The sequence below is a fragment of the Rhizobium sp. O111 genome, assembly GCF_055616315.1.
In genome coordinates this window covers 1111673-1133083 of the sequence record NZ_JBSHXL010000001.1, presented here as the reverse complement: position 1 = coordinate 1133083, position 21411 = coordinate 1111673, and the positions used below count along the sequence as shown (strand labels likewise).

Annotated in this window: 26 protein-coding genes; 16 read left to right on the top strand and 10 right to left on the bottom strand. The window is 61.5% G+C overall.

The annotated features are described in order from the left end of the window. Nucleotides 1-125: 125 nt before the first annotated feature. On the top strand, nucleotides 126-605 hold the full coding sequence (locus ACVTFQ_RS05850; RefSeq protein ID WP_162718176.1) for a MarR family winged helix-turn-helix transcriptional regulator: 480 nt from the start codon (nucleotides 126-128) through the stop codon (nucleotides 603-605). A 39-nt stretch (nucleotides 606-644) separates the two neighbouring features. Here ACVTFQ_RS05850 and ACVTFQ_RS05845 read toward each other — a convergent pair whose 3' ends face one another. The 3 genes from ACVTFQ_RS05845 to ACVTFQ_RS05835 all read right to left on the bottom strand — a co-directional run bounded on the left by ACVTFQ_RS05845 (nucleotide 645) and on the right by ACVTFQ_RS05835 (nucleotide 2820). Beyond that, complete coding sequence (locus ACVTFQ_RS05845; protein WP_111561277.1) at nucleotides 645-989, bottom strand: cupin domain-containing protein; 345 nt, start codon at nucleotides 987-989, stop codon at nucleotides 645-647. Between the two features lie 6 nt (nucleotides 990-995). Continuing rightward, nucleotides 996-2279 carry an O-acetylhomoserine aminocarboxypropyltransferase gene (locus tag ACVTFQ_RS05840; protein WP_111561276.1) on the bottom strand — a complete coding sequence of 428 codons (1284 nt, stop codon included), beginning with the start codon at nucleotides 2277-2279 and terminating at the stop codon, nucleotides 996-998. 112 nt (nucleotides 2280-2391) lie between these two features. Continuing rightward, nucleotides 2392-2820: a CoA-binding protein gene (locus ACVTFQ_RS05835; protein ID WP_111561275.1), complete on the bottom strand. Its 429-nt coding sequence runs from the start codon at nucleotides 2818-2820 to the stop codon at nucleotides 2392-2394. A gap of 93 nt (nucleotides 2821-2913) precedes the next feature. Between ACVTFQ_RS05835 and ACVTFQ_RS05830 the strand changes: the two genes are divergently transcribed. Continuing rightward, on the top strand, nucleotides 2914-3234 hold the full coding sequence (locus tag ACVTFQ_RS05830; RefSeq protein WP_409527894.1) for a hypothetical protein: 321 nt from the start codon (nucleotides 2914-2916) through the stop codon (nucleotides 3232-3234). Nucleotides 3235-3636: 402 nt separating this feature from the next. Continuing rightward, on the top strand, nucleotides 3637-4473 hold the full coding sequence (locus tag ACVTFQ_RS05825; protein ID WP_111561274.1) for a DMT family transporter: 837 nt from the start codon (nucleotides 3637-3639) through the stop codon (nucleotides 4471-4473). 22 nt (nucleotides 4474-4495) lie between these two features. On the opposite strand, the gene ACVTFQ_RS05820 is transcribed toward ACVTFQ_RS05825, so the two are convergent. Then, nucleotides 4496-5326, bottom strand: coding sequence for an enoyl-CoA hydratase (locus tag ACVTFQ_RS05820; RefSeq protein ID WP_111561273.1), 831 nt, complete (start codon nucleotides 5324-5326; stop codon nucleotides 4496-4498). A gap of 340 nt (nucleotides 5327-5666) precedes the next feature. Here ACVTFQ_RS05820 and rplM point away from each other — a divergent pair, with 340 nt between their 5' ends. The 5 genes from rplM to ACVTFQ_RS05795 all read left to right on the top strand — a co-directional run bounded on the left by rplM (nucleotide 5667) and on the right by ACVTFQ_RS05795 (nucleotide 9486). Next, entirely contained in the window at nucleotides 5667-6131 is a 465-nt protein-coding gene (rplM, locus tag ACVTFQ_RS05815; protein ID WP_018900238.1) for a 50S ribosomal protein L13, read from the top strand. Between the two features lie 2 nt (nucleotides 6132-6133). Continuing rightward, the gene (gene rpsI, locus ACVTFQ_RS05810; protein WP_037177440.1) at nucleotides 6134-6601 is read left to right on the top strand and encodes a 30S ribosomal protein S9; all 468 of its coding nucleotides are present in this window, start codon (nucleotides 6134-6136) and stop codon (nucleotides 6599-6601) included. Between the two features lie 121 nt (nucleotides 6602-6722). Further along, nucleotides 6723-7682, top strand: coding sequence for an agmatinase (gene speB, locus ACVTFQ_RS05805; protein WP_111561272.1), 960 nt, complete (start codon nucleotides 6723-6725; stop codon nucleotides 7680-7682). A 63-nt stretch (nucleotides 7683-7745) separates the two neighbouring features. Next, nucleotides 7746-8678, top strand: a complete 933-nt coding sequence (gene argC, locus ACVTFQ_RS05800; protein ID WP_111561271.1) for an N-acetyl-gamma-glutamyl-phosphate reductase — start codon at nucleotides 7746-7748, stop codon at nucleotides 8676-8678. A 16-nt stretch (nucleotides 8679-8694) separates the two neighbouring features. Further along, nucleotides 8695-9486 carry a sulfite exporter TauE/SafE family protein gene (locus ACVTFQ_RS05795; RefSeq protein ID WP_111561270.1) on the top strand — a complete coding sequence of 264 codons (792 nt, stop codon included), beginning with the start codon at nucleotides 8695-8697 and terminating at the stop codon, nucleotides 9484-9486. Here ACVTFQ_RS05795 and ACVTFQ_RS05790 read toward each other — a convergent pair. Next, complete coding sequence (locus tag ACVTFQ_RS05790; protein ID WP_111561269.1) at nucleotides 9475-9894, bottom strand: DoxX family protein; 420 nt, start codon at nucleotides 9892-9894, stop codon at nucleotides 9475-9477. The genes ACVTFQ_RS05795 and ACVTFQ_RS05790 overlap by 12 nt on opposite strands. A 491-nt stretch (nucleotides 9895-10385) precedes the next feature. On the opposite strand from ACVTFQ_RS05790, the gene dapA reads away from it, so the two are divergent. The 3 genes from dapA to ACVTFQ_RS05775 all read left to right on the top strand — a co-directional run bounded on the left by dapA (nucleotide 10386) and on the right by ACVTFQ_RS05775 (nucleotide 12027). Then, on the top strand, nucleotides 10386-11291 hold the full coding sequence (gene dapA, locus ACVTFQ_RS05785) for a 4-hydroxy-tetrahydrodipicolinate synthase (protein WP_111561268.1): 906 nt from the start codon (nucleotides 10386-10388) through the stop codon (nucleotides 11289-11291). Nucleotides 11292-11342: 51 nt separating this feature from the next. After that, nucleotides 11343-11603, top strand: a complete 261-nt coding sequence (locus ACVTFQ_RS05780) for a hypothetical protein (RefSeq protein ID WP_111561267.1) — start codon at nucleotides 11343-11345, stop codon at nucleotides 11601-11603. 115 nt (nucleotides 11604-11718) lie between these two features. Beyond that, complete coding sequence (locus ACVTFQ_RS05775; protein ID WP_111561266.1) at nucleotides 11719-12027, top strand: DUF1883 domain-containing protein; 309 nt, start codon at nucleotides 11719-11721, stop codon at nucleotides 12025-12027. Here ACVTFQ_RS05775 and ACVTFQ_RS05770 read toward each other — a convergent pair whose 3' ends face one another. Both ACVTFQ_RS05770 and ACVTFQ_RS05765 read right to left on the bottom strand, forming a co-directional pair. Further along, nucleotides 12028-13344: a replication-associated recombination protein A gene (locus tag ACVTFQ_RS05770; RefSeq protein ID WP_018900249.1), complete on the bottom strand. Its 1317-nt coding sequence runs from the start codon at nucleotides 13342-13344 to the stop codon at nucleotides 12028-12030. Continuing rightward, a complete protein-coding gene (locus tag ACVTFQ_RS05765; RefSeq protein WP_111561265.1) occupies nucleotides 13341-14759 on the bottom strand; it encodes a DegQ family serine endoprotease in 1419 nt (472 codons plus the stop codon). The genes ACVTFQ_RS05770 and ACVTFQ_RS05765 overlap by 4 nt, the downstream gene beginning before the upstream one ends. Nucleotides 14760-14898: 139 nt before the next feature. Here ACVTFQ_RS05765 and ACVTFQ_RS05760 point away from each other — a divergent pair, with 139 nt between their 5' ends. Both ACVTFQ_RS05760 and ACVTFQ_RS05755 read left to right on the top strand, forming a co-directional pair. After that, entirely contained in the window at nucleotides 14899-15279 is a 381-nt protein-coding gene (locus ACVTFQ_RS05760) for a YkvA family protein (protein ID WP_111561264.1), read from the top strand. Nucleotides 15280-15298: 19 nt separating this feature from the next. Beyond that, on the top strand, nucleotides 15299-15652 hold the full coding sequence (locus ACVTFQ_RS05755) for a lysozyme inhibitor LprI family protein (RefSeq protein ID WP_111561263.1): 354 nt from the start codon (nucleotides 15299-15301) through the stop codon (nucleotides 15650-15652). A gap of 42 nt (nucleotides 15653-15694) precedes the next feature. On the opposite strand, the gene ilvD is transcribed toward ACVTFQ_RS05755, so the two are convergent. After that, the gene (gene ilvD, locus ACVTFQ_RS05750) at nucleotides 15695-17533 is read right to left on the bottom strand and encodes a dihydroxy-acid dehydratase (RefSeq protein ID WP_111561262.1); all 1839 of its coding nucleotides are present in this window, start codon (nucleotides 17531-17533) and stop codon (nucleotides 15695-15697) included. Nucleotides 17534-17863: 330 nt separating this feature from the next. Here ilvD and msrP point away from each other — a divergent pair, with 330 nt between their 5' ends. The 3 genes from msrP to ACVTFQ_RS05735 are packed head-to-tail and all read left to right on the top strand — an operon-like array spanning nucleotide 17864 to nucleotide 19851. Next, entirely contained in the window at nucleotides 17864-18811 is a 948-nt protein-coding gene (gene msrP / locus ACVTFQ_RS05745; RefSeq protein ID WP_111561261.1) for a protein-methionine-sulfoxide reductase catalytic subunit MsrP, read from the top strand. Then, the gene (msrQ, locus tag ACVTFQ_RS05740) at nucleotides 18811-19473 is read left to right on the top strand and encodes a protein-methionine-sulfoxide reductase heme-binding subunit MsrQ (protein ID WP_111561260.1); all 663 of its coding nucleotides are present in this window, start codon (nucleotides 18811-18813) and stop codon (nucleotides 19471-19473) included. Before msrP ends, msrQ begins: the two co-directional genes overlap by 1 nt. A 39-nt stretch (nucleotides 19474-19512) precedes the next feature. Beyond that, nucleotides 19513-19851: a hypothetical protein gene (locus tag ACVTFQ_RS05735; RefSeq protein ID WP_111561259.1), complete on the top strand. Its 339-nt coding sequence runs from the start codon at nucleotides 19513-19515 to the stop codon at nucleotides 19849-19851. Between the two features lie 73 nt (nucleotides 19852-19924). Here the strand turns inward: ACVTFQ_RS05735 and rplQ are convergent, their stop codons facing one another. Together rplQ and ACVTFQ_RS05725 are read right to left on the bottom strand one after the other, a co-directional pair. Beyond that, on the bottom strand, nucleotides 19925-20350 hold the full coding sequence (rplQ, locus tag ACVTFQ_RS05730; RefSeq protein WP_018900257.1) for a 50S ribosomal protein L17: 426 nt from the start codon (nucleotides 20348-20350) through the stop codon (nucleotides 19925-19927). Between the two features lie 45 nt (nucleotides 20351-20395). Continuing rightward, entirely contained in the window at nucleotides 20396-21406 is a 1011-nt protein-coding gene (locus ACVTFQ_RS05725; protein ID WP_007787729.1) for a DNA-directed RNA polymerase subunit alpha, read from the bottom strand. Between the last annotated feature and the right edge of the window lie 5 nt (nucleotides 21407-21411).

The window sequence follows — 21411 nt, the reverse complement described above, 5'->3', positions numbered from 1 at the left end:
TACTGGTATATGCCACTATATTTAGGCGACGGAACGTCGTGCACAAGAGGCGCTGCAAAAGATGTGTCGTTTAGCGGTTGACGGATCGCCACCAATCGGAAGACATCACCGATGGAGAACATTCTATGGCAGAGAGCAACGCCCCTGACGGGGCATGGAATTATTGCAGCAACAGCGCGCTCAAGCGCGCCTCACGGCAATTGGGCCAGCTTTATGAAGACGTGCTGGCGCCGAGCGGCTTGAAGATCACGCAGTACACGCTGCTGACCCAGATCAAGCTTGGCGGCGAAACGCCGCTGAAAATGCTGGCCGAGGCGATGGTGATGGATCTCTCCGCGCTCGGCCACACACTGAAGCCGCTGCAGCGCGATGGTCTCGTGGAACTGGTTGCCGACGAGCATGACCGCCGCGTCAAGCGCGTGCGGCTGACACAGAAGGGCAATCAGCTATGGAATGAGACGAACGGCCTGTGGCGTGAGGCGCAGGCGCGTTTCGACGCAGCATTCGGCAAGGATGCGTCGGAAAACCTGCGGAGAACGATGGACCTCATCGCATCACCCAGCTTTGCCGCGGCCTTTTCCGGCGCCCGGCAGGATCAGGACTGAAGGGCGCAGCAATGATGTCCCTGCGCGAGGACAGCGCCATCAGAGCCTGATGACATAGTCCTTGCGAGTCGTTTCAATGACTTCCCACGTTCCCTTGAAGCCGGGTCTCAGGATCATCCGGTCGCCGGCGCGCAGGTGGACGGGCTCGCCATCGTCTTCGGTGACGATCGAGTGGCCAGAGAGAACGTTGAAATATTCCCACTCGTCATAGACGATCCGCCACTTGCCCGGCGTCGCCTCCCAGATGCCCGCATAGAGACCGCCATCGGCCTCCTCCAGGTTCCATGTCCGAAACTGCGGATCGCCCGCGATCAACCGATCCTCCGCCGGGGCGCCGACCTCAGGTTCGACGCCCGAAATATCGAGCTTGAGCTGCTTTGACATTCCGCCTCACACCCTCGCCAGCGACTGCTCGAGATCGGCGATGATGTCCTTAACGTCCTCGATGCCGATTGACAGGCGAACGACATCCGGGCCTGCGCCGGCGGCGGTCTTTTGTTCGTCGGTCAGCTGGCGGTGGGTCGTCGAGGCCGGGTGGATGACCAGCGAGCGGGTGTCGCCGATATTGGCGAGGTGTGAGAAGAGCTGCAGACCCTCGACCAGCGACTTGCCGGCTTCGTAGCCGCCCTTGACGCCGAAGGTGAAGACGGAGCCCGCCCCCTTTGGCGAATAGCGCTGCTGCAGCGCGTGGTTCGGATCGTCCTCGAGGCCGGCGTAGTTGACCCAGGCGATCTTGCTGTGCGCCTTCAGCCATTTGGCCACCGTCGCGGCGTTTTCGCTGTGGCGCTGCATGCGCAGCGGCAGCGTCTCGATGCCGGTCAGGATCAGGAAGGCGTTGAAGGGGGAGATGGCCGGGCCGAGGTCGCGCAGGCCGAGAACGCGGCAGGCGATGGCGAAGGCGAAGTTGCCGAAGGTCGAATGCAGGACCACGCCGTTATATTCCGGCCGCGGGCTCGACAGCATCGGATAGTTGCCGGATTTCGACCAGTCGAAGGTGCCGCCATCGACGATGATGCCGCCCATGGAATTGCCGTGGCCGCCGAGGAACTTTGTGAGCGAATGCACGACGATATCGGCACCGTGCTCGATCGGACGGATGAGATAGGGGCTCGCCATCGTGTTGTCGACGATCAGCGGCAGGCCATGCTTGTGGGCGACATCGGCGATTGCCGCGATATCGACGAAGGTGCCGCCTGGATTGGCGAGGCTTTCGATGAAGATGGCGCGGGTATTCTCGTCGATCTGGCTTTCGAAGCTCGCCGGATCGGCGGAATCACCCCAGCGCACCTGCCAGCCGAAATTATCGAAAGCATGGCCGAACTGATTGATGGAGCCGCCATAGAGCCGCTTGGCTGCGACGAAGTTTTCGCCTGGGCGCAGCAGCGTGTGGAAGACGATCATCTGAGCGGCATGGCCGGAGGCGACGGCGAGCGCCGCCGTGCCGCCCTCAAGGGCTGCGACACGCTCTTCGAGCACAGCCTGGGTGGGGTTCATGATGCGGGTGTAGATATTGCCGAATTCCTGCAGGCCGAAGAGTGCGGCTGCATGATCAGCATCGTTGAAGACGTAAGCCGTCGTCTGGTAGATCGGCGTGGCGCGGGCGCCGGTCGCCGGATCGGGCTTTGCGCCCGCATGCACGGCCAACGTATTGAAACCCGGATCATTCGCGGTCATGAAGTCCTCCCGTTCTGATTTGACATTATGACGGCGAGCATAGCGGACGATCGGCAAAAGTTAATCGCCATCCATTTCAACCGAAACGCGTTTGGCGAAAAATTTGCCCTTCTCAGCCGATGAGGCGTGGGTACTCGATTGCCGGGCAGCGGTCCATGACAACCTTGATGCCGGCCGCCTCGGCTTTGGCGGCAGCGGCATCGTCGCGCACGCCGAGCTGCGCCCAGATCACTTTCGGTCGCGGGTTCATCGCCAGCGCCTCGTCCACTACCTCCCCCAGATAGTTGGAGGCGCGGAAGACGTCGATCATGTCGACCGGCACGGGCACATCAGCGAGATCGCCGAAGACCTCCTGCCCTTGGATACGCTTGCCGACCTGGCCGGGATTGACGGGCACTACCTCGTAACCACGCGACAGAAGATAGCCCATGACGCCATTGCTCGGCCTTGCGGGATTGGGCGACGCGCCGGTGAGCGCTATCGTCTTTACCGACCGGAGGATATCGAGGATGTATTCGTCGCTATAGTGATCGTGATCCATCTTTCCTTGTCTCCAACTCAATGACAGCGCTAAAGCGTTTCCTATATATAATAGGTACGCTGGATGCCGAAGGAGGAGATCGCCGTGAGAAAAATGCTTGTGTTTACCGCCGCGCTGCTCGCCGCCACGCCGGCGCTCGCGATATCGCGCTACAATTCGCAGACGATCAGCTGCGACCGGGCGCGCGCCGCCATCCACAACGAGGGAGCGGTCATCTTGCGCTACCCCTCCACCCGCGTTCGCGGCATGACGCTCTACGACAGATATGTGCGCAACAGCCGGCTGTGCGACGCCAACGAATATGCCGAATGGACCACTGTTCCGACCAAGGACAACCCGAAATGCCGGGTTCTGAACTGTCAGAATATCGACAACCTGGACGGGATGCTGTTCATTCCGGATAATTCGCTCTGAGACCTGAAATTCCGGTTGAGCGGCTGCCCATCAGACGGGCATAAAACCCACCAATTTTGACAGGCCGGTCTCGCCCTCGCTTGGTTTTTTGTGATCTATTTACATCACCCAGTCGGGTTAATGCGCTCACCTTAGAAAATGTTCACTGTATATCCCGCTTATGTCCCCACCTGTTCATGGCCATTTTAGAAACACCTCATAGTTGAATGAGGAAAAAATTTTTGAAACTTCTGGCGTACGTATCGCAACGGCTGCTTAACGGTATGATCGTCCGAAGGTTGCATAATCGTTTAAGCAGAGAGGGCACTGCATAGCTTCGTTTTAATGGCTGCTGTTGCATTTTCCTGATGACGGCGTAACAAGCTTTGTCCCGTCTTTTCGCCACACCATCAGGTAGTTCTTTTGTCCCTCACCGTCATCCTGCTGGTCCTCTTCGGCGCGCTTCTTCACGCGACATGGAACGCATTGATCAAGGCCGGGACGGACAAGGCGCTGGACGCCAGCCTGATCTCGGCAGGTGGGGCGATCGCGGCCCTGCCTTTCCTGCCCTTCCTGCCCCTTCCCGCTATCGAGGCCCTGCCCTATATCGGCGCCTCGGCGATTTTGCAGTTCGCTTATTTCCAGCTGGTCGCTGGCGCCTATCGAGCCGGCGATATCGGCCTCGTCTATCCGCTGATGCGCGGCTGCGCGCCGCTCTTGGTGGCGGCAACGAGCGGCTTCGTACTCGGCGAGAGCCTGTCCGGCGGCGCGCTGATCGGCACGATCACGATATGCGCCGGCATCCTGACGCTCGCCTTCGAGGCCAAGCGCGGCAGCGGCCACGCCATTCGTCTGGCGCTCGCCAATGCCGTGGTCATCGCCACCTACACCTATGTCGACGGCATCGGGGCGCGGATATCCGGCAATGCGATCTCCTATACGCTGTGGATGTCGCTGTTGCCGCCGGTGTTGCTGCTCAGCTGGGCGATCTCGCGGCGCGGCGCCTATGCGGTTGCCATGCATGTGAAGGTGAACTGGTGGCGCGGCCTGATCGGCGGCACCGGATCGATCGCATCCTACGGGCTGGCGCTCTGGGCCATGACCAAGGCGCCTGTCGCCACCGTCGCCGCGCTGCGCGAGACGTCGATCCTCTTCGCGCTCATCATTTCCGTCGTGTTTCTGAAGGAGAAAGCCAGCCCATGGCGCTATCTCGCCGGCGCGATCATCGCGCTCGGCGGGCTATTGCTGAAGCTGGCGTAGAAGGCTCCGAGCTCCGCCGGGTTCAGTCCCTCGACCAATCCGGCATCCGGTTTTCCAGGAATGCCCCGATCCCCTCTTCCGCATCCTCGGTCATCATGCTGTCCACCATGACTTCGGCGGCATAGCCATAGGCCTCCTCGATCGGAATTTCGACCTGGCGATAGAAGGCTTCCTTGCCGATCTGGAGCGCCATGGGCGATTTGCTTGCGATCACCGAGGCGTATTTGGTGACGACCTGCTGCAGATATTGTTTTGGCACGATGCGGTTGACCAGGCCGAAGTCCTTGGCGGTCGAGGCGTCGATCGTCTCGCCCGTTAGCAGCATCTCCATTGCCTGCTTGCGATGGGCGGAACGGGTCAGCGCCACCATCGGCGTCGCGCAGAAGAGGCCGATATTGACGCCCGGCGTGCAGAAGGTTGCGGTATCGGTGCAGATTGCGAGATCGCAGGAAGCGACGAGCTGGCATCCGGCGGCGGTCGCAAGTCCGTCGATCTCGGCGATGACGGGCTTCGGCAGCTTGGTGATCTCCAGCATCAGGTCGGCCGCAAGCGCGAAGGTCTCCTCGAAGAAGGCTTCGCCGTCATCGGCATCGGCGCGATGCTCGGTTAGTTCCTTGAGATCATGGCCGGCCGAGAAGACATCGCCCGTCGATGCGATGATCACGACACGCACGTCGTCGTCCTCGGCCGCATTCTGCAGCTCGCCCATCAGCGTCTCCATCATGGCGAGCGACAGGTGATTGGCGGGAGGATTGTTCAGGGTCAGCCGCAGCACGCCATCGGAAAGCTGGCGCAGCACGAGCGAACCGCTGGCTTTGCTGGCATCGGTGCGGAACGATAGAACTTCGGCCATGATGAAACTCCCTGCATGTCGATTTCGTGCTATCAGTCCTGCCACAAAAGGCCAGTCATTTCGAGGAGAAGCGATGCCGTTGACGCCAAAGCGCTCACATCGAGACGCTGAAAATTGAGGTATCAAAATACCACATACTTAAAGCATTGATTTCATTGACTTGTTTTTACGGCTGCGACCCGCGGCAATATTGACGCTATCGGCCTCAACCTCTATACACACCGCCAGAACGCAGCCTTTCCCGGCTGCTTTCTTTTTGGTGCGCCCCAGGGCTCCCAAATCAAGCAACAAGAAACGCCCTTTCGCCTTCGGGCCAAGGGATCAAAAGAGAGTAACTACTATGGCAACCTTCTCCCAGAAGCCTGCAGAGGTAGAGAAGAAGTGGGTCATCATCGACGCCGAAGGGCTTGTCGTTGGTCGTCTCGCTTCTGTTATCGCCATGCGTCTGCGCGGCAAGCACAAGGCTACCTTCACTCCTCACGTTGACGACGGCGACAATGTCATCGTCATCAATGCCGACAAGGTCGTATTCACCGGCAAGAAGTATTCCGACAAGGTTTACTACTGGCACACGGGTTTCGCCGGCGGCATCAAGGAGCGTACCGCTCGCCAGATCATGGAAGGCCGCTTCCCGGAGCGCGTTCTTGAAAAGGCAGTCGAGCGCATGGTTCCGCGTGGCCCGCTCGGTCGTCGCCAGATGAAGAACCTGCGCGTTTACGCTGGTTCCAACCATCCTCATGAAGCTCAGCAGCCTGTCGCTCTCGACGTGGCCTCGCTGAACAAGAAGAACGTAAGGAGCGCCTAAGAATGGCTGACCTCTCCTCCCTGAAGGATCTCGGCACGGCTACCGAAGCTTCGGCTCCGGCACACGTCCGTAAGGTCGATTCGCTTGGCCGCTCCTACGCGACCGGCAAGCGCAAGAACGCTGTTGCTCGTGTATGGGTCAAGCCGGGCTCCGGCAAGATCGTCATCAACGGCAAGGAATTCACGGAATACTTCGCACGTCCGGTTCTGCAGATGATTCTGCGTCAGCCGATCGTCGCTGCTGCCCGTGACGGCCAGTTCGACATCATCGCAACGGTTGCAGGCGGCGGTCTTTCCGGCCAGGCCGGTGCCGTTCGTCACGGCGTCTCCAAGGCTCTCACCTACTTCGAACCGGGCCTGCGCTCGGTCCTGAAGAAGGGTGGCTTCCTGACCCGCGACAGCCGCGTCGTCGAGCGTAAGAAGTACGGTAAGGCCAAGGCCCGCCGTTCGTTCCAGTTCTCCAAGCGTTAATCGCTTCGGACTTCGGAATGTGGAAAGGTCGGGTGCAAGCCCGGCCTTTTTTCGTTTTGGCAATTGTTGAATCGATATTCAAATCGCATACCTCTTCGAACAGGCGAGAAGGAGTATTCACTTGGCCAACAAGTCGATCGATCATGCTTTCACGGCAACGAGCCTCACCTCGGCGGCAACGGACCCGACGTTTGCGGGTGCGCTGTCCTTCATGCGCCGGCGTTTCACCAAGGATCTGAACGGCGCCGATGCGGTGGTCTGGGGTGTCCCGTTCGATGCCGCGACCTCCAACCGGCCTGGTACGCGTTTCGGGCCGCAGGCGATCCGGCGGGCTTCGGCGATCTTCGACAATGATCCGCAATACCCCTTCAATCGCGACCTCTTCGCTGAGATGGCCGTGATCGACTATGGCGATTGCCTGCTGGATTACGGCAATCACCAGGAGACGCCCGAAGCGATCGAGCGGCAGGCGAAGACGATCGTCGATGCCGGCGCCTTCATGCTGACGCTGGGCGGCGACCATTACGTGACGTGGCCGATCCTCAAGGCGCATGCGGCCAAGCATGGCCCGCTGGCGTTGGTGCAGTTCGACGCGCATCAGGATACGTGGTTCGACGACAACAAGCGGATCGACCATGGCTCCTTCGTGGCGCGCGCCGTCCGCGATGGCATCATCGATCCCGATCGTTCGATCCAGATCGGCATCCGCACGCATGCGCCCGATGATTTCGGCATCAATATTCTTTACGGCCATCAGGTCGAGGAGATGAGTGCTGCCGAGATCGCCTCGACGATCATCTCGCACACCAAGGGCGCGCCCAGCTATCTGACTTTCGATATCGACTGCCTGGATCCGGCCTTTGCGCCCGGCACCGGCACGCCGGTTTCGGGCGGCCCGTCCAGCGCCAAGATCCTCTCCGTACTGCAGCGGCTGCACCAGCTCGACATCCGCGGCGCCGACGTGGTCGAGGTGTCTCCCGCCTACGACCATGCCGACATCACCGCCATTGCGGGGGCGACGGTCGCGATGTATATGCTGGGGCTGCATGCCGAACGACGCGCGACAGCGTCACACGGCTGACTCATCCATCTTCCAAAATGATTCCGGACTTCTTTCTAACCTATTGAAAGTGTGAGCAAGACAATGGCACCGAAGATCTTCATCGATGGCGAACACGGCACGACGGGCCTGCAGATCCGCACGCGCATGGCCGGCCGCCGCGATGTCGAGCTTTTGTCCATTCCGGAAGCGGAGCGCCGCAATGCCACGATCCGCGAGGATATGCTCAATAGCGCCGATATCGCCATCCTCTGCCTGCCCGACGATGCGTCGAAGGAAGCCGTGCAGATGGTCTCGGCCAACAACAATGTCCGCGTCATCGACACCTCGACCGCCTATCGCGTCGACCCTTCCTGGGCCTATGGCTTTGCCGAGATGGACAAGGAGCAGGCTGGCAAGATCAGTTCGGCTCGCTTCGTCGCGAATCCGGGCTGCTATCCGACCGGTGCCATCGGCCTGATGCGACCGCTGCGGGCTGCCGGCATTCTATCGGACGGCTATCCCGTGACCGTCAACGCGGTCTCCGGCTATACCGGCGGCGGCAAGCAGATGATCGCGCAGATGGAAGACCAGAGCCGCGACGACGCGATCAGCGCGCCGCACTTCCTCTATGGCCTGACCCTGGCGCACAAGCATGTGCCTGAGATGAAGATCCACGGCCTGCTCGACCGCGCGCCGATCTTCGCGCCATCGGTCGGCAAATTCGCGCAGGGCATGATCGTGCAGGTTCCGCTGCATCTCGACATGCTGGCCGCAGGCACGACGCTGGAGAGCATTCACGCGGCGCTGACCGCGCATTATGCCGGCCAGGATATCGTCGCGGTCGTGCCGCTCGCAGACAGCAGCAAGATGGCGCGCGTCGATGCGGTCGAACTCGCCGGCAAGGATACGATGAAGCTCTTCGTCTTCGGCACGCCGGGTGGTTCGCAGGTCAATCTCGTGGCCCTGCTCGACAATCTCGGCAAGGGTGCGTCGGGCGCCGCCGTGCAGAACATGGATCTGATGCTGGCCTCCTGAGCGAGGCCGGGCGTTCATGTCGTTTTCCGGTAGCATGGCCGATATAGGTGCGTGGCTTTCCGCCGCGCTGCCGGATCATGGGCTCTATACGCTGATCGCCATCGCCTGCATTGCCGGGCTTGCCCGCGGCTTTTCCGGCTTCGGGGCGGCGCTGATCTTCATTCCGCTCGGCGGCGCCATCATCGGGCCAAAGCTGATCTCGCCGGTGCTGCTCGTCATCGACGGGCTGGCGACGCTGGGCATGATACCGCCCGCGTGGAAGCGGGCGAACCGGCGCGAGGTCTTCACCATGGCTGCGGGTGCGATGCTCGGTGTTCCCGCCGGAACCGCGGTGCTGACGCTGATGGACCCACTGCTCTTGCGCTGGTCGATCACCGTCATCGCGCTGTTACTGCTTGCGCTCTTGGTCTCGGGCTGGCGCTATCACGGGGAGCCGCATTCCTATCTGAGTGCTGCGGTCGGGCTGGTGGCTGGTTTGTTCAGCGGCGCTGCCCAACTCGGCGGGCCGCCCGTCGTCGCCTACTGGCTGGGCGGAAAGACCGAGTTCACCAAGGTGCGCTCCAACATCATCATCTACTTCGCGATCTCCACCTGCTTCAGCGTCGCCAGCTATTATGCCGGCGGGCTGTTCGTCGATACGGTGTTCGCGCTGACGCTGGTCATTCTGCCGAGCTATACGATCGGCCTGTTTCTCGGCTCCAAGCTTTTCGGCTTCGCCAAGGAGAGCACCTTCCGGATCATCTGCTACGGGCTGATCGGCGCCTCGGCCTTCCTCGGCATGCCCGCTCTCGACGGCCTACTGCGCTAGGGCAGACGGCGGGCGAGCTTGGCCGGTCCTGACGACCAGCGCCTCGCCGGGACCGTGTACCGCCGCGAAGAGTAGGCCCGCCAGGAAGGTGAAGTGGTCGATGAAGAAGCCGAACTCCGCCTGATTGCCAGCCCAGCGCCCGGGTCCGTGGAATGCCACGGCGAGGAAGATCACATAGATCCCCGCCAGCAGGGCTGCCGGCGAAAAGAAGATGCCGGTCAGGAAGGCAAGCGCCAGCCCCAGCTCGAAGAAGGCCGCGACCCAGGCGAGAAAGAGTGGGAATGGAAAGCCGGCGGCGGCGATGTAGCCGGCCGTGGCCGTTATATCCATGAACTTGAAGCTCAGCGCCATGATGAACACGCCGGCGAAGATCAGCCTTGCGATCAGAATTGCGATTGTCCTGCCCATATCTCTCTCCCTGTGCCGATAACGGCCTGATACGTGAACGCTCCGCAGCGCGGTTGCGCCGCTCATGATGCAAGGACGAATGGCATATCGCGTTCCCGACATGCCCTTGCACAATCTCCTCCCGCGCCTTCTCATTCTGATTCAAGTGCTTCGCAAGTCGAGTCCGAAACGCGCCGCAAGTCCATGATTTCGGATTCCATTTAGCGATCGCTGTCCGCCGCCAGCCGACCCCGTCTTTATGAGATTTCTATTTCCCGTCGAAGACCAGCGAATGGATTTCATACGCCGCGCGGCGCTAGCCTGTGATCGAAATTCAGAGGTAGACGTCATGCGAGACTTCCTGTTTCCCCACCCTCCGACCGGCCGGCCCCGACGACCGGTGGTCAAGCGTCATATGCGCGAGAAGCGCACGGCGCACCTGCTGATCGTCTTCGGTCTCGTGCTTGCCGCCGTCGAGATCTATGTCATCTGGGGCAGTATCTGACACGGCCATGCGGATGGACACGCGACTACGACTGGGACCTGTGATCACGGCACTGGTCACGCCATTCAGGAACGACCGGCTCGACCTTGCGATGCTCGAGCGGCTGGCGGAGCGGCAGATCAATTCCGGCATCGACGCGCTGGCCGTCTGCACCGCAACGGGAGAAGGGCCGACGCTGTCGCCCACCGAGCGGGCGGCCGTCATCCGCACCTGCATCAGGGTCGCCGCCGGGCGGGTGCCCATCATCGCCGCGACCGGTACCAATGCCACATCGACCACGATCGCGCTGACGCTGGAGGCGCGAAAGCTCGGCGCCGACGCAGCGCTCGTCACGGTGCCCTATTATTCGAAACCGGGGCTGAAGGGTATCGTCCACCATTTCGAACAGGTGGCGGCGGCGAGCGATCTGCCGGTCATCATCGATGACAACCCCTCGCGTTGCGCCAGCAGCTTGGCGCCGGAAAGCCTCAAGGCGTTGGCGCCTATCGAGAGCATCCTCGGCGTCGTCCATTCGAGCGGTGTGGCGACCCGGCTCTCGCCGTGTCTGCGCCGACGCTTCGTCTCACTGTCATCCGATGACGGCAGCGCACTTTCGTTTCTCGCTTGCGGCGGCGATGGCATGCTGTCGTCTGGTGCAAATGTCGAGCCGCGCCTGTTTGCTTCGCTTCATCGCTCGGCGAAAGCGGGCAACGTGGCGGCGGCCATGGCGCTGCAGGACCGTCTGCAACCGCTCATAAGGGCGCTTGCGGAAGATGGCTCGCCGGCTCCCGTCAAATACGCGTTGCATGTGCTGCTTGGCACTCTCCCTGATGTCCGCCTGCCGATGGTCGGCCTCGATGCCATCGAGAAGGCAGCGGTTTTCGCCGCCCTGACAGGGCTTGCCGAGAGCCGTCGCCAAGCGCGCGCCGTCTGAGCCCGACAATTCCAATCACAGCCTCGGTCATCCAACCTGAAAGGAAAGATCATGCCCTCCTCCAACGCGCGTGCCCTCGCCGCGACCAACCAGCCCAGCCCCCTGCCGCGCTTTACCATCGGTCGGAGCAAGGGCGGCGGATGGGTGGTTCAGGATCGCGAGGGGCGCGTCGGCGGTCTGTTTATCAGCGAGAGCGCCGCATTGCATTTCGCCTCCGACGAATGCGATCACGATGCCACGCAGATCGCGATCACCCGCACACGAACGCTGCTGCCGTTCAATCGGCCCGATGGCCGCGGACATGTGCACTGACGGGACATGATCCACCTCAGCGGGAGCGCGCAACGGCGTTCCCGCGGGCGTTGGCGAACGCTTCCTTAACCGCCGTTTCGTATCATCTGCCCCTACCCCACGCCGAGCAGACACGATGTCGAACAAGCCGAATTTCCGCTTCACTCATTACGATCTCAAGGAACAGCGCGCCGGAACGGTGATCGAGGTGACCTTGAACGCGGTCGCCAATGTTCGGCTGATGACATCGCCGAACTACCAGCGTTTCACCGAAGTGCTCGATTTCAAATATGTCGGCGGCGTTGCGCGCAAATCTCCGATCCGGGTGCCGATCCCCGACAGCGGCCACTGGCATCTCGTGGTCGATATGGAAGGCCATCACGGCCTTGCGGAATCATCCGTCAAGATCGTCACCGCGCCATCGGCGCAGACACGGGCGTCGTGATCAACGCGGATTGCGCTCTTTCCTGAGTTTCGACCACCATTCAAGCCGCTTGCGGATATCGCGCTCGAAGCCGCGCTCGGGCGGATCGTAGAAAGTCTGGCGGCCCATCTTCTCCGGGAAATAATCCTGGCCTGAAAAGGCATCCGGCTCGTCGTGGTCGTAGCGATAGCCTTCGTTGTAGCCCTCATCCTTCATCAGCTTGGTCGGCGCGTTCAGGATGTGCTTGGGCGGCAGCAGCGAGCCGTTCTGCTTGGCGGCCATGGTGGCGGCCTTGAAGGCGGTGTAGACGGCGTTGGATTTCGGCGCGGTGGCGAGATAGACGCAGGCCTGCGCCAGCGCCAGTTCCCCCTCGGGCGAGCCGAGATAATCGTAGGCGTCCTTGGCGGCATTGCAGATGACAAGCGCCTGCGGATCGGCAAGACCGATGTCTTCGACCGCCATGCGCACCAGCCGGCGGCCGAGATAGAGTGGATCCTCACCAGCGTCGAACATGCGCGCGAGATAGTAGAGCGCCGCATCGGGATCGGAGCCGCGCACGGACTTGTGCAGGGCCGAGATCAGATTGTAGTGGCCGTCCTGGGCCTTGTCGTAGACGGGGGCGCGGCGCTGGACGATCTTCGTCAGTCCCTCGGTGTCGAAGATTTCGTCGCGGCGGGCGGCGCGCCAGACTTCCTCGGCGAGCGTCAGCACGGCGCGGCCATCGCCATCGGCCATGCGCAGCAGGCTGACGCGGGCTTCCGGCGTCAGCGGCAGCTCCCTGCCCTCGATCGCCTCGGCGCGGTTCAAGAGTTCGGCGAGGCTTTGATCGTCATGCGACTTGAAGGTCAGTACGCGGGCGCGTGACAAAAGAGCGGCGTTGAGCTCGAAGGACGGGTTCTCGGTGGTGGCGCCGACAAGGATGACGGTGCCGTCTTCCATCACAGGCAGAAAGCTATCCTGCTGGGCGCGGTTGAAGCGATGGATCTCGTCAACGAAGAGAAGCGTCTGGCGCCCGTCCATGCGGCGAAGGCGGGCGGCCTCGAAGACTTTCTTGAGATCGGCGACGCCTGAGAAGATCGCCGAAATCTGTTCGAAGGCAAGACCCGCCTCGCCCGACAGCAGGCGCGCGACGGTGGTCTTGCCGGTTCCGGGTGGTCCCCAGAAGATCATCGATCCCAACGAGCCGCTTTCGATCATCCGCCTGAGAACACCGTCCTCGCCGGTCAGGTGATCCTGACCGGTGACGTCGGCGATGGTCTGCGGGCGAAGCCGATCCGCCAGCGGCCGCCTGTTGGCGACCTCCGGCGGAATACGCGGCGCGAAGAGATCATTGCTCATCGGAAGAACTGCCGGATACGCTGGCCATTGCGCTCGATCTCGACGCGCCAGAAGCTCGGGTTCTGCGCGGCCAACGTAGCAAGATCCTTCGTGGTCTTCACATCGGCACTGTTGACGGAGACGATGATGTCCTTCGGCTCGAAACCGAGCTGCTGGGCAACGGAGCCATCCTTTACTTCCGAAACGACGACGCCCGTGCTCTCGCTTGCCATGCGCAGCTCATCGGCCACGCGCGGCGACAGGTTCTCGACGACGGTGCCTGTAAACGGCGAGCGGCCGCCGATCGTGCGCTGGTCGCGCGGCGTCGTCTCAGGCGCCTGGCCGAGCGTCATCTTCACATGCTCTTCCTTGCCATTGTCGGTTATGGCGAGATCGACCGGCTTGCCGAGACCGGCCGTGGTCAGGCGGTAATAGAGCGCGTCGGGGTGCTCCACCGCGATGCCGTCGACCGCAGTGATGACTTCACCAGCCTTCAGGCCGGCCTTTGCGGCCGGGCCGCCTTCCGTGACCTTGACGACGATGGCGCCGCGCGCTTTCTCGAGGCCGAGCGCATCGGCGACGTCAGAGGTGACCGCATCGAAGGTCGCGCCGACATAGGGACGCTCGAAGGTCTTCACGCCCGCGTCAGCGGAAGCAACGAAGACTTTCACGAGGTTGGCGGGGATGGCGAAGCCGATGCCGTTGGAGCCGCCGCCGCGCGAGAAGATGGCGGTGTTGATGCCGATCAGCTCGCCCTTCATGTTCATCAGCGCGCCGCCGGAATTGCCGGGGTTGATCGAGGCGTCGGTCTGGATGAAGAAGCCGAACTCGTCCTTGACGACCTGGTTGCGCGCCAGCGCCGAGACGATGCCTGACGTGACCGTCTGGCCGACACCGAACGGATTGCCGATGGCAAGCACGAGATCGCCGACTTCAACAGCGTCGGAATTGCCGATCGGAAGCGCCGGGAACGTCGCCTTGGTATCGACCTTCAGCACGGCGAGATCCAGCCGATCGTCCTTCAGAATGACCTTGCAGGGAAACTCGCGGCCATCCGAGAGCGCGATCTTGATTTCGTCGGCGCCCTCGATGACGTGGTTGTTGGTCACGATCGTGCCGTTGGCCTCGACGATGACACCGGAGCCGAGCGAGGACTGCTTCTGCGTACGGTTCGGCATCTGCTGTCCGAAGAACTGCTCGAAGAAGGGATCGCCGGCAAACGGCGACTGACGGCGCACTGTCTTTTCCGCATAAACATTCACCACCGCACCCGCCGTCTGCTTGACGAGCGGCGCGAAGGACAGCTGCATCTCCATCTGGCTCTGCGGCACGGTCTTGCCCGTCTCGCTATTTGCCGTTTGGGCGTGAGCGTTGATCGGCAGTGCAAGCACCAGAGCAAGCAGCGGCAGAGAGGCGCGCTTCAACAGGTCGTGCATAATAATCCCTTCTTGAAATCGTCTTGAGAGAACGTTGTAGTGCCGGACGCTAGAAAGGAAAGAGGGCGGAAGCATGGAAGAACAGGACGGGTGAACCGATGCGCGACAGACTTGCCAAACTGAATCAGGAACGACAGGCATGCAACTGATATCAAAGGCCAAACTCTGGGCAAAGTCACTGAAGCGTGACGTCGTGGCCCTGTGGCTCGCCGCACGCGACAGGCGCGTACCCTGGTACGCCAAGGCGGCCGCGGGAGGGGTTGCCGCCTACGCGTTGTCGCCAATCGACCTGATCCCCGATTTCATCCCCGTGCTTGGTTATCTCGACGATCTCCTCATCGTGCCCTTGGGCATCATGCTCGCCGTCAGGCTCATCCCTTCCGATGTCATGGCGGAGCTGCGTCTTGACGCCGCCGCGCGTCTGGAGCGGCCGTCCAGCCGCGCCGGGCTGATCGTCATCCTTGCCATCTGGCTTTGCTGCATCATCTTCGTCGGCATGGCATTTTTGAGAGCCAGATAGACCAGACAGGAACCACTGCATGACGCGATATCGCCAGCCCCTTCTCTTCACCGCCGCCGCGCTGCTTCTTTGCTGCGCCGGGACAAGCCACGCGGCAAGCTTCGATTGCGAGGCCAAGGAGCTGAAGCCGGACGAGAAGGCGATCTGCGACAACCGCGCGCTCAACGACGCCGACGTGAAGATGGTGACCACCTTCGACCTGTTATCCGGCCTGCTTGCCATGGGCTCGCGCGGCACGATGCAGGATGAGCAGACGGCGTGGCTGAAGAAGCGCCAAGAGTGCGCCGCCGACGTCGCCTGCATTCAGGCCGCCTACGACGAGCGGCTGAAGCAACTGGCAGAAACCTACAAAAACATAAACCGGCCGCTTTGAGGCGACCGGTTTAATAGAGCAACTGACTTTTAATCAGTAGGTTCAGCGATCGCCGAGATCGCGAACGGCGCCACGGTCGGCGCTGGTTGCGAAGGCGGCATAAGCCTTCAGCGCGGTCGTGACGTTGCGCTTGCGCTTTTCGGCCGGCTGCCAGCCCTTGGCGTCCTGTTCGGCGCGGCGGGTTGCCAGCTCCTGGTCGTCGACGCGCAGGCTGATCGTGCGGTTCGGGATGTCGATGTCGATCATGTCGCCTTCGCGCACGAGGCCGATGGTGCCGCCATTGGCCGCTTCCGGAGAGGCGTGGCCGATGGACAGACCCGAGGTGCCGCCGGAGAAGCGGCCATCGGTGATCAGCGCGCAGGCCTTTCCAAGGCCCTTCGACTTCAGATAGCTCGTCGGATAGAGCATTTCCTGCATGCCCGGGCCGCCCTTCGGGCCTTCGTAGCGGATGACCACGACATCGCCGGCGACGACTTCGTTTGACAGGATCGCCTTTACCGCCGCATCCTGGCTTTCGTAGACCTTGGCCGGGCCGGAGAACTTCAGGATCGATTCATCGACGCCTGCCGTCTTCACGATGCAGCCATCCAGCGCCAGGTTGCCCTTCAGGACAGCCAGACCACCATCCTTGGAGAAGGGATGCTGGGCATCGCGGATGACGCCGGTTTCGCGGTCGAGGTCGAGTTCTTCCCAACGCGAGCTCTGGCTGAAGGCGACCTGTGTCGGAACACCACCGGGAGCGGCACTGAAGAGATCGAAGGCAGCCTTGTTGTCGGTGACAGCGACATCCCACTGTGCCAGCGCTTCACGCATGGTCGGAGAGTGAACCGTCGGAAGATCGACATTCAGCAGGCCGGCACGGTCGAGTTCGCCGAGGATGGCCATGATGCCGCCGGCGCGGTGAACGTCTTCCATGTGAACGTCGGCCTTGGCGGGCGCGACCTTCGACAGGCAGGGAACGCGACGCGACAGGCGATCGATATCGTCCATGGTGAAATCGATCTCGCCCTCGTGGGCTGCCGCCAGGATGTGCAGGACGGTATTGGTCGAGCCGCCCATGGCAATGTCGAGCGCCATGGCATTTTCGAACGCGCCCTTGCTGGCGATCGTGCGCGGCAGAGCGGTCAGATCGTCCTGTTCGTAATAACGACGGGCAAGCTCGACGACGCGACGCCCGGCTTCAAGGAAGAGTTCCTTGCGGTCGGAATGGGTGGCGAGTGTCGAGCCGTTTCCGGGTAATGACAGGCCCAGGGCTTCCGTCAGACAGTTCATCGAGTTTGCCGTGAACATGCCGGAGCAGGAACCGCAAGTCGGGCAAGCGGAGCGCTCGATGACGGCGACGTCTTCATCGCTGATCTTGTCGTCTGCGGCTGCGACCATGGCATCGACGAGGTCGAGCGCGACCTTCTTGCCGTTCAGCACAACCTTGCCGGCTTCCATCGGGCCGCCGGAGACGAAGACCGTCGGGATGTTGAGGCGCAGCGAGGCCATCAGCATGCCGGGGGTGATCTTGTCGCAGTTGGAGATGCAGACCATGGCGTCGGCGCAGTGGGCGTTGACCATGTATTCGACGCTGTCGGCGATCAGTTCGCGCGAAGGCAGCGAATAGAGCATGCCGTCATGGCCCATGGCGATGCCATCGTCGACGGCGATCGTGTTGAACTCCTTGGCGACGCCGCCGGCCGCTTCGATCTCGCGGGCGACGAGCTGGCCAAGGTCCTTCAGGTGGACGTGACCCGGCACGAACTGGGTGAAGGAGTTGACCACCGCGATAATCGGCTTGCCGAAATCCGAATCCTTCATGCCCGTGGCGCGCCAAAGGCCGCGTGCGCCCGCCATATTGCGGCCGTGGGTCGTGGTTCTCGAACGATAAGCTGGCATTGGTGTTTCCTCACAACATCGGAAGTCTTGCGCGATACCGGGCGGATCTTGACGACACGCTCCTGATACCGCTGCTTTTTTGAATTGTCCTAATCCAAAGAGTATATGCTGTCACTACCGGGAAAGGCAAAAGCGGTACTCCTCGGTACGCCTCAGGCGTCCATCGATCATATACGTGGGCGGAACGTGGTTTGTTACAGGCAGAAGCACGTTTTCGCTACACGATAAGTTGGCTTCCCGGACGGCCGCTTCAAGGCGTAAACAGTGATCCGAAACGAACCTGAATGCGTTGAAGGTTCAATGCCGAGCTAGGTTGCTCAGGAGGATACCATGCCCGTCTACCGTCCACCCAGGATCGCCTCTTCGGAGATCACGCCGCGCCAGACCTATCTTGATCGCCGTCAGTTCCTCAGTGCTGCCGCGATTGGCGCCGTCGGCCTGTTGGGTGCCGGCACGGCCAGCGCGGCCGCGCTATCGGCGGTCGACAGCAAGTACAAGGTCGACGAGAAGCTGACGCCGGTCAAGGATGTGACAACCTACAATAACTTCTACGAGTTCGGTCTCGACAAGGGTGATCCGGTGGCGCTGTCCGGCGACTTCAAGCCCGCGCCCTGGACGATCAAGGTCGACGGCATGGTCAACAAGCCGGGCACCTTCGATCTCGATGCGCTGATGAAGGAATTTCCGATCGAGAGCCGCACCTATCGCATGCGCTGCGTCGAGGCATGGTCGATGGTTATCCCCTGGGATGGCTTTCCGCTGGCTTCGCTGCTCAGCAAGGTCGAGCCGCTCGGGAGCGCCAAGTATGTCGCCTTCGAGACGGTGGTACGCCCTGAAGAGATGCCGGGGCAGAAGGGGATCTTCCAGTCGCTTAACTGGCCCTATGTGGAGGGGCTGCGGCTTGATGAAGCCAACCACCCGCTGACGCTGCTTGCCGTCGGGCTTTATGGCGAGACGCTGCCGAACCAGAACGGCGCGCCGATCCGGCTGGTCGTTCCCTGGAAATATGGCTTCAAGGGCATCAAATCGATCGTGCGGATCACGCTGACGGACAAGGAGCCGAAGAACACCTGGCAGGTGACCAATTCGCAGGAATACGGCTTCTATGCCAATGTGAACCCCGCGGTCGATCATCCGCGCTGGAGCCAGGCGACCGAGCGGCGGATCGGCGAGAGCGGCTTCTTCGGCGCCAGCCGCCATCCGACGCTGCCGTTCAACGGATATGGCGATGAGGTAGCGAGCCTCTATGCGGGCATGGACCTGAAGGCGAACTTCTGATGGCAACGCTCTCGTTCAGCCTACCGAAGCGATGGCATTCGGCCTCCGTCTGGCTGCTCTATGTCGTCGGGCTGCTACCTGCCGCCTGGACCTTCTATCTCGGCGCCACCGACCAGCTGGGCGCCGATCCGGTCAAGACCTTCGAGCTCTTCCTCGGGTTGTGGGCGATCCGTTTCCTGGTGCTGACGCTCGCCGTCTCCCCTGCCCGCGATCTGCTCGGCTGGAACTATCTGCGCTATCGCCGCGCGCTGGGACTTCTCGCTTTTTACTACGTGGCCATGCACTTCGCCGTCTACATGCTGCTCGATCAGGCGCTCGACGTTTCCGCCGTCCTCGACGATGTGATGAAGCGGCCCTTCATCATGTTCGGCATGGCCGGGCTCGTGCTGCTCGTGCCGCTGGCTGTCACTTCCAACAACCTGTCGATCCGAAAGCTCGGATCGAAGTGGATCTGGCTGCACAAGCTGATCTACATCATCGCCGCCTGTGGCGCGGTGCATTTCGCGCTGTCGACGAAGCTTCTGGATCTCGAGCAGTATATCTATGTCGGCCTGATCATCCTGATGATCCTCTACCGGTCATGGCGGCCGATCGCGCGGAGCAGGAGGCGTAGCCGAAACGGGCAAGGCGGCAGAACGCGTCCAGCCCAGGCTGCTGGCTGAGCTCTTGTTAGAAACCGTGAGGGCTGACAGACTGCCCGCATGGAAGCAGCGTCGCCACTATACATCTACCGTGACCCGCATTTCGCCCCGGCCGGGGACACAGTCGTTGCCGCAGCGCCGCTTGACGTCGTCGTAGACGCCTACGGCGGCGGCGGGCTCGTTGGCGAGGCTAGCCTAAGCGCGGCCTTTGGTGGCGCGATCGTCTTCAAGGAAGACCTGACCGGGGCCTGTTTTCTTGGAGTATGGGGAAAGCGCAATGCTGCGCGTTTCAAGGCCGCACTAGAGGCGCAAGGTGATGTCGAGGTCATAGACGGCGCACCACCGGCGCGGCTTCAACATTTCAGCAAGACTGGCGAGCGGCCGAAGTGCACCCGATGAAAAATCAATACCACAAACGAAAACAGCCGGGCTTTCTAGCCCGGCTGTTTTGCTTCCGGCGAACCGGAAAATATTAAGCGGCTTCAGCAGCAGCTGCTTCGGCTTCAACGCGAGCCTTGTCAGCTGCGCCCTTGGCGAAGGTGTCGCGGTCAACGAATTCGATGACGGCGAGAGCAGCGTTGTCGCCCTGGCGGAAGCCAGCCTTCATGATACGCAGGTAGCCGCCGTTGCGGGTTGCGTAGCGCGAAGCGATCGTGTCGAAGAGCTTCGAAACAACAGCGGCGTCGCGGATCTGCGAGATCGCCTGACGACGAGCGTGCAGGTCGCCGCGCTTGCCGAGGGTTACGAGCTTTTCAACGATCGGACGGATTTCCTTTGCCTTCGGCAGGGTGGTCACGATCTGCTCATGGGTGATGAGCGAAGCCGCCATGTTGGCAAACATTGCCTTGCGGTGGCTAGCGGTTCTATTCAGCTTGCGGCCGGCTTTACCGTGGCGCATTGCTATTCTCCTTCACATGCAGGCATCTCGCCCGCCGTTTGATGGTTAGTATTGGTCTTCGTAACGCTTGGCGAGATCTTCGATGTTCTCAGGCGGCCATGCCGGCACTTCCATGCCGAGGTGCAGGCCCATGGAAGCGAGAACTTCCTTGATTTCGTTCAGCGACTTGCGACCAAAATTCGGCGTGCGGAGCATTTCTGCTTCGGTCTTCTGAATGAGGTCGCCGATGTAGACGATGTTGTCGTTCTTCAGGCAGTTTGCCGAGCGAACAGACAGTTCGAGTTCGTCCACCTTCTTGAGGAGAGCCGGGTTGAAAGCGAGTTCGGTGACTGCTTCTTCTTCGGTTTCCTTCTGCGGCTCGTCGAAGTTGACGAACACGCCAAGCTGATCCTGCAGGATGCGAGCCGCGAAAGCGACGGCATCTTCGCCGGAGATCGAACCATCGGTTTCGATGGTCATGTTCAGCTTGTCGTAGTCGAGAACCTGTCCTTCGCGGGTATTTTCAACCTTGTAGGACACCTTCTTGACCGGCGAATAAAGGCTGTCGACCGGGATGAGACCGATCGGAGCATCTTCCGCACGATTACGGTCGGCCGGAACGTAGCCCTTGCCGTTGTTGACGGTGAATTCCATACGGATTTCGGCGCCCTCGTCGAGCGTGCAGATCACATGCTCGGGGTTGAGGATTTCGATATCGCCGACCGTCTGGATGTCGCCAGCCGTTACAACGCCCGGACCCTGCTTACGCACGACCATGCGCTTTGCGTCGTCGCCATCCATCTTGATGGCGATTTCCTTGATGTTCAGGACGATGTCGGTGACATCTTCACGAACGCCAGGGATCGACGAGAATTCATGCAGCACGCCATCGATCTGCACGGCCGTCACTGCGGCACCGCGCAGCGAGGACAGCAGAACGCGGCGAAGCGCGTTGCCGAGGGTGAGGCCGAAACCGCGCTCCAGCGGCTCTGCTACGAGCGTCGCCTTGGTGCGCGAGCTCGAAGAGAACTCGACCTTGTTCGGCTTGATCAATTCCTGCCAGTTTTTCTGAATCATATTTT

Coding starts and splice junctions, on each gene's coding strand:
- ACVTFQ_RS05770 (WP_018900249.1), bottom strand. CDS start 13,344: ATGAGCAATGATCTCTTCGCGCCGCGTATTCCGCCGGAGGTCGCCAAC.
- ACVTFQ_RS05820 (WP_111561273.1), bottom strand. CDS start 5,326: ATGGCCGAAGTTCTATCGTTCCGCACCGATGCCAGCAAAGCCAGCGGT.
- ACVTFQ_RS05835 (WP_111561275.1), bottom strand. CDS start 2,820: ATGGATCACGATCACTATAGCGACGAATACATCCTCGATATCCTCCGG.
- ACVTFQ_RS05755 (WP_111561263.1), top strand. CDS start 15,299: ATGACGCGATATCGCCAGCCCCTTCTCTTCACCGCCGCCGCGCTGCTT.
- ACVTFQ_RS05765 (WP_111561265.1), bottom strand. CDS start 14,759: ATGCACGACCTGTTGAAGCGCGCCTCTCTGCCGCTGCTTGCTCTGGTG.
- ACVTFQ_RS05840 (WP_111561276.1), bottom strand. CDS start 2,279: ATGACCGCGAATGATCCGGGTTTCAATACGTTGGCCGTGCATGCGGGC.
- ACVTFQ_RS05735 (WP_111561259.1), top strand. CDS start 19,513: ATGGAAGCAGCGTCGCCACTATACATCTACCGTGACCCGCATTTCGCC.
- rpsI (WP_037177440.1), top strand. CDS start 6,134: ATGGCTGACCTCTCCTCCCTGAAGGATCTCGGCACGGCTACCGAAGCT.
- ACVTFQ_RS05830 (WP_409527894.1), top strand. CDS start 2,914: ATGCTTGTGTTTACCGCCGCGCTGCTCGCCGCCACGCCGGCGCTCGCG.
- rplQ (WP_018900257.1), bottom strand. CDS start 20,350: ATGCGCCACGGTAAAGCCGGCCGCAAGCTGAATAGAACCGCTAGCCAC.
- dapA (WP_111561268.1), top strand. CDS start 10,386: ATGCGGATGGACACGCGACTACGACTGGGACCTGTGATCACGGCACTG.
- msrP (WP_111561261.1), top strand. CDS start 17,864: ATGCCCGTCTACCGTCCACCCAGGATCGCCTCTTCGGAGATCACGCCG.
- ACVTFQ_RS05760 (WP_111561264.1), top strand. CDS start 14,899: ATGCAACTGATATCAAAGGCCAAACTCTGGGCAAAGTCACTGAAGCGT.
- rplM (WP_018900238.1), top strand. CDS start 5,667: ATGGCAACCTTCTCCCAGAAGCCTGCAGAGGTAGAGAAGAAGTGGGTC.
- ACVTFQ_RS05775 (WP_111561266.1), top strand. CDS start 11,719: ATGTCGAACAAGCCGAATTTCCGCTTCACTCATTACGATCTCAAGGAA.
- ACVTFQ_RS05790 (WP_111561269.1), bottom strand. CDS start 9,894: ATGGGCAGGACAATCGCAATTCTGATCGCAAGGCTGATCTTCGCCGGC.
- ACVTFQ_RS05850 (WP_162718176.1), top strand. CDS start 126: ATGGCAGAGAGCAACGCCCCTGACGGGGCATGGAATTATTGCAGCAAC.
- ilvD (WP_111561262.1), bottom strand. CDS start 17,533: ATGCCAGCTTATCGTTCGAGAACCACGACCCACGGCCGCAATATGGCG.
- argC (WP_111561271.1), top strand. CDS start 7,746: ATGGCACCGAAGATCTTCATCGATGGCGAACACGGCACGACGGGCCTG.
- ACVTFQ_RS05725 (WP_007787729.1), bottom strand. CDS start 21,406: ATGATTCAGAAAAACTGGCAGGAATTGATCAAGCCGAACAAGGTCGAG.
- msrQ (WP_111561260.1), top strand. CDS start 18,811: ATGGCAACGCTCTCGTTCAGCCTACCGAAGCGATGGCATTCGGCCTCC.
- ACVTFQ_RS05795 (WP_111561270.1), top strand. CDS start 8,695: ATGTCGTTTTCCGGTAGCATGGCCGATATAGGTGCGTGGCTTTCCGCC.
- ACVTFQ_RS05845 (WP_111561277.1), bottom strand. CDS start 989: ATGTCAAAGCAGCTCAAGCTCGATATTTCGGGCGTCGAACCTGAGGTC.
- ACVTFQ_RS05780 (WP_111561267.1), top strand. CDS start 11,343: ATGCCCTCCTCCAACGCGCGTGCCCTCGCCGCGACCAACCAGCCCAGC.